General features: G+C 35.0%; 4 protein-coding genes and 1 pseudogene. 3 read left to right on the top strand and 2 right to left on the bottom strand.

All coding sequences use genetic code 11. The features are described from left to right. Window positions 1-63: 63 nt before the first annotated feature. Complete coding sequence (locus Q0138_RS04565; RefSeq protein WP_297981525.1) at window positions 64-243, bottom strand: ATP-binding protein; 180 nt, start codon at window positions 241-243, stop codon at window positions 64-66. Window positions 244-279: 36 nt separating this feature from the next. Next, window positions 280-453: pseudogene (locus Q0138_RS04560) on the bottom strand (nucleotidyltransferase family protein); the annotation flags it as partial. 143 nt (window positions 454-596) lie between these two features. Here Q0138_RS04560 and Q0138_RS04555 point away from each other — a divergent pair. From Q0138_RS04555 to rpoB, 3 genes are all read left to right on the top strand, one after another. Continuing rightward, a complete protein-coding gene (locus tag Q0138_RS04555) occupies window positions 597-860 on the top strand; it encodes a DNA-directed RNA polymerase subunit H (RefSeq protein WP_297981523.1) in 264 nt (87 codons plus the stop codon). A 294-nt stretch (window positions 861-1,154) separates the two neighbouring features. Continuing rightward, on the top strand, window positions 1,155-2,762 hold the full coding sequence (locus tag Q0138_RS04550; RefSeq protein ID WP_297981521.1) for a DNA-directed RNA polymerase subunit B'': 1,608 nt from the start codon (window positions 1,155-1,157) through the stop codon (window positions 2,760-2,762). A gap of 13 nt (window positions 2,763-2,775) precedes the next feature. Next, window positions 2,776-4,587, top strand: a complete 1,812-nt coding sequence (rpoB, locus tag Q0138_RS04545) for a DNA-directed RNA polymerase subunit B (RefSeq protein ID WP_297981518.1) — start codon at window positions 2,776-2,778, stop codon at window positions 4,585-4,587. Window positions 4,588-4,825: the final 238 nt, after the last annotated feature.

The following is a 4,825-nucleotide window of genomic DNA, read 5'->3' as shown; positions in this document are numbered from 1 at the left end:
TGATTTGGGATCAAGAGGCCGCAGGTTCGAATCCTGTCACCCCGATTTTTTTGTTCAAAAAAATCATGAATGGACAGATACAGTAAAGTAAATGCTGGTTCCTTTTTTCTCACTGCTTTCGATCCATATTCGTTCCTTCAGGCTGTCAGTGATTGCTTTAGCAATAGCAAGTCCCATTCCACTGCTGTTCTTATCTGCAGCATTTTCACCTGTATAAAAATTAAGCTCCCTCTCCTTCTTGATTTACCCCAAAGGAGAGGGTTGGGGAGAGGTGAGGTGTTATCTTTGCACAAGCTCCATTCCCTCAATCATTGATTTTAGTTCTTTTATAGCTTTTATATAGCTTATAGCTAGTAAATCATTAGGTGTGTTTATTTCGATATTAGAAAATTTTTTTAAAGCTTTAGACATTGCTGTAGGATAATTATAGCCAATATCTAAATATTCCTTAACAAGTGTATTATATAGCCGAACAGATCAAATTACAAGGAGGAAAGCCCCTTGAAAAAAGATATAATCAATAAATTTATTATTTTAGTTAAAGTTTCTTATTCCAATGGAATAAGCGAAAAGTATCTTCAAATTGGAGGAATATTTTGAAATTTGATATTAGAAAACATAATGCTGTTCCAGAGCATGAAAAATTATCCGAATCTGAAAAAAAGAAAATTTTTAAGAATTTAGATTATGATGTTAGTCAACTTCCAAAAATAAAAATGGATGATCCGGTTATTAAGGCTATGAAAGCTGAAGCTGATGAAACCTTTGAAGAGGGGGACGTTATAAAAATCACACGTGATAGTGAAACTGCTGGAGAATTTGTTACTTACAGAGTTGTATATGGAATAGATAAGCAATAATTTATTCTTAAATTAAGTAACTTATTTTTAATAATTTATAATTAATTTTAAGTGTTTATTATTAATTTTAAGTGTTTATAATTAATTTTAAGTGTTTATTATTAATTTTAACTCTTTATGATTAGCTTTATTAGTTTATTATTAATTTTAAGTGTTTATTATTAATTTTAACTCTTTATGATTAACTTTATTAGTTTATTATTAATTTTTATAAATTAAAGTGAATTATAATAATTCTGATAATTGATAATATTTCGAAGCAAATAAAAAATAATACTTATTTGGAGAAATTAGATGGAAAATGAAAATTTGAATACTGAAACTTGGGGTTTAGTAGATTCATTTTTTGACAAATATGATATTGTGGATCACCATCTCAAATCCTATAATGATTTTGTAGACAATCGTATACAAAGCATTATTGATTTTACTGAACCTATAACTATTGAAAACGAAAAGGGTAATTTTACTCTTAAAACAGGTAAGGTTAAAATAGAAAAGCCTTTTACCAAAGAGGCAGACGGTTCTAAAAGTATGATTTATCCTACTGAAGCAAGACTTAGAAACTTAAACTATTCTGCTCACATGTATTTGCAAATGGCATTGCAGGACAATAACAGTGATGAGGATGTTGTCTTGGATGATGACTCTTATGTATACATTGGTGAATTGCCTCTTATGCTTAAATCAAACATCTGTCATTTGCACGGTCTTAGCGATGAGGAATTGGAGAAAAAAGGGGAAGACCCTAAAGATCCGGGAGGATACTTTATTGTAAACGGTTCCGAAAGAGCGGTCGTTACAATGGAAGAGATTGCACCTAATAAAATCATTCTTGAAAGACTTGACACTCCTGAAGACAGACATGCAAAGGCTATTGTTACTTCAATCAAAAGCGGTTTTAGAGCAAGAATTACCTTGGAATACAAAAAACCACGTAAAAGCGGTGTTTTCTTAAGAATTTCCTTCCCTTATGTTCCTGGAGAAATCCCTCTTGTAATATTGCTTAGGGCATTAGGATTAAAGACTGACCAAGACATAATTACAAAGATTTCCGATGACTTTGACTTCCAAATGTATGTTGCAGACGACCTTCAGGTTTCTGAAAAGGACTTGAAGATTGATGCTGGAGAATTGCAAGATATGACCAGAGAAGAAAAGGATGATTATTTGCAACTTGCTGCAATTAAATACATTGGTAATAGGGTTGCTAAGGGAATGACTGAAGAGTACAGAATAAGACGTGCTCAGGATGTTATTGACAGATATTTATTGCCTCATATGGGAATTGAATCTGATAAACGTTATGACAAGGCTATTTACTTGGCTGAAATGACTGAAATGTTACTTCAGGTAATTGAAGGTAAAAGAGAACCTCACGATAAGGACCATTATACCAATAAAAGATTAAGAGTTTCCGGTGACTTGATGGAAGACTTGTTCAGAGTAGCTTTCTCCAGTTTAACCAGAGATATGAGTTACCAACTTGAAAGAAGCCTTTCCCGTGGTAAGGAGCTTTCAATCAAGCAGGCTGTACGTTCTGATGTATTGACTGAAAACATCAAGCATGCAATCGCTACAGGTAATTGGGTAGGTGGAAGAGCTGGGGTAAGTCAGCTATTGGATAGGGTAAGTTATATGGCAACACTTTCCCACTTAAGAAGGGTTGTTTCACCGCTTACCAGAAGCCAACCTCACTTTGAAGCAAGAGACTTGCACCCAACTCAATTTGGTAAAATCTGTCCAAACGAAACTCCGGAAGGACCAAACTGTGGGTTGGTAAAGAACTTGGCACTTATGTGTAAGATTTCTGAAGGTTTCGACCCTGAAGATGTGGTTAATGTTATCCGTGAATTGGATAAGGATTCAGAAAATGAATTTGGTATTAAAATGATTGATTAAATAGAGGGATTTTATGGCAAGAGCTAAAATTTATATTAATGGTAAACTTACAGGAACTTGTGAAAATCCTGAAGAATTTACTCAAGAAATGCGTTTAAGAAGAAGACGCGGTGAAATTTCCAATGAAATGAATATCACCTATTATGATGATAATGATGAAATTTATATATTCACAGACCCGGGAAGGGCTAGAAGACCTTTGATTCTTGTTGAGGATGCTAAACCTAAACTTACTGACAAGCATATGGAAGACATTGCTGAAGGCAGATTGGTTTGGGATGAATTATTCGATTTAGGTATTTTGGAATACCTTGATGCTGAAGAGGAAGAAAATTCATACATTGCAATGAATTTAAGCCATTTGAATGAAGATCACACTCATTTGGAAATTGACCCTTCAACCATGTTAGGTATTTGTGCAGGAATTATTCCATTTTCAGATCACAATTCCTCTCCAAGGAATACAATGGAAGCGGGTATGACAAAGCAGGCATTAGGATTATATGTATCCAACTATGCATTGCGTACCGATACCCGTGCGCACTTATTGCACCACCCTCAAACTCCTCTTGTTAAGACAAGAATCATTGATGCAATCAACTATGATGCAAGGCCATCCGGACAAAACCTTGTTGTTGCACTCATGTCCTATGAAGGATATAACATGGAAGACGCAATGATTCTCAATAAGTCCTCACTTGAAAGAGGTATGGGAAGATCATCTTTCTTCAGGTCCTATGAGGCATCTGAAAGAAGATACCCTGGTGGACAAGAGGATAAGTTTGAAGTTCCTGAAAAGGGAGTTAAAGGTTATCGTTCAGAAGAGTCTTACCGTAACCTTGATGAAGACGGTATTGTAAACCCTGAATCCCATGTTGAATCAGGTGATGTATTGATCGGTAAGACATCCCCTCCAAGATTCTTGGGTGAAATCGATGAATTCGGTACCGTTGCTGAAAAGAGAAGAGAAACTTCAGTCACTGTAAGGCATGGTGAAAAGGGTATTGTAGATGCAGTATTGCTTACCGAAACTGTTGAAGGAAGCAAATTGACTAAAATAAGAGTAAGAGATACAAGACAACCTGAATTTGGTGATAAGTTTGCGTCAAGACACGGTCAGAAAGGGGTTGTAGGTCTTATTTTATCTCAGGATGACATTCCATTTACAGAAGACGGCGTAGTTCCGGATATTATTGTTAACCCTCACGCTATTCCTTCAAGGATGTCTGTAGGACAGGTATTGGAAATGGTTGCAGGTAAGGCAGGATGTATGGAAGGTCACCGTATGGACGGTACTCCATTCAATGAAAATGTTGAAAAGGAAATCAAAAATGCCCTTCATGAAAACGGATTTGAATCTGCAGGCTGTGAATCCCTATACAATGGTGTAACCGGTGAACGTATTGAGGCTGAAATCTTCGTCGGTGTTGCATATTACCAAAAATTACACCACATGACAACAGATAAGGTTTATGCTCGTTCCACTGGTCCTGTTCAAGTACTTACACGTCAACCTACTGAAGGTAGGGCACGTGAAGGTGGTTTAAGATTTGGAGAAATGGAAAGGGACTGTCTTATTGCACACGGTGCAGCACTTGCTTTAAAGGAAAGACTTTTAGACGAGTCTGATAAGTATGAGGCTGTTGTATGTAATGAATGTGGTATGCTTGCAGTATTTGACAAGAATAAGAATAAGATGTACTGCCCAATCTGCGGAGACTCTGAAACTTATCCTGTAGAGATTTCATATGCATTTAAATTATTGTTAGACGAACTTAAGAGTTTATGTATTTTCCCTAAATTAGTTCTTGGGGACAAAGCTTAGATAATTGATTTTCAGATTTTAATTTGGAGTTGAATTCTTGAATTATTGTTTCAGATTTAATTTGGAGTTGAATTCTTGAATTATTGTTTCAGATTTTAATTTGGAGATGAATTTGAATTATAAATTAAATTATCTAAATACAAGGTATTGAACTAAATAAACATTTATTAAGGAGCCAATATTTTGAAAGGAATTATTAAAAAAATTGATCAAATTAATTTTGGATTAATGTCACCGG

Source organism: uncultured Methanobrevibacter sp. (assembly GCF_937906425.1).
GTDB lineage: Archaea > Methanobacteriota > Methanobacteria > Methanobacteriales > Methanobacteriaceae > Methanobrevibacter.
Note: the sequence above shows the minus strand (reverse complement) of the source record. Positions and strands in the feature narration are given on the sequence as shown.

What these genes read in the sequence shown, in the direction of transcription:
- Q0138_RS04550 (WP_297981521.1), top strand. Translation starts at nt 1,155, where the DNA reads ATGGAAAATGAAAATTTGAATACTGAAACTTGGGGTTTAGTAGATTCA.
- rpoB (WP_297981518.1), top strand. Translation starts at nt 2,776, where the DNA reads ATGGCAAGAGCTAAAATTTATATTAATGGTAAACTTACAGGAACTTGT.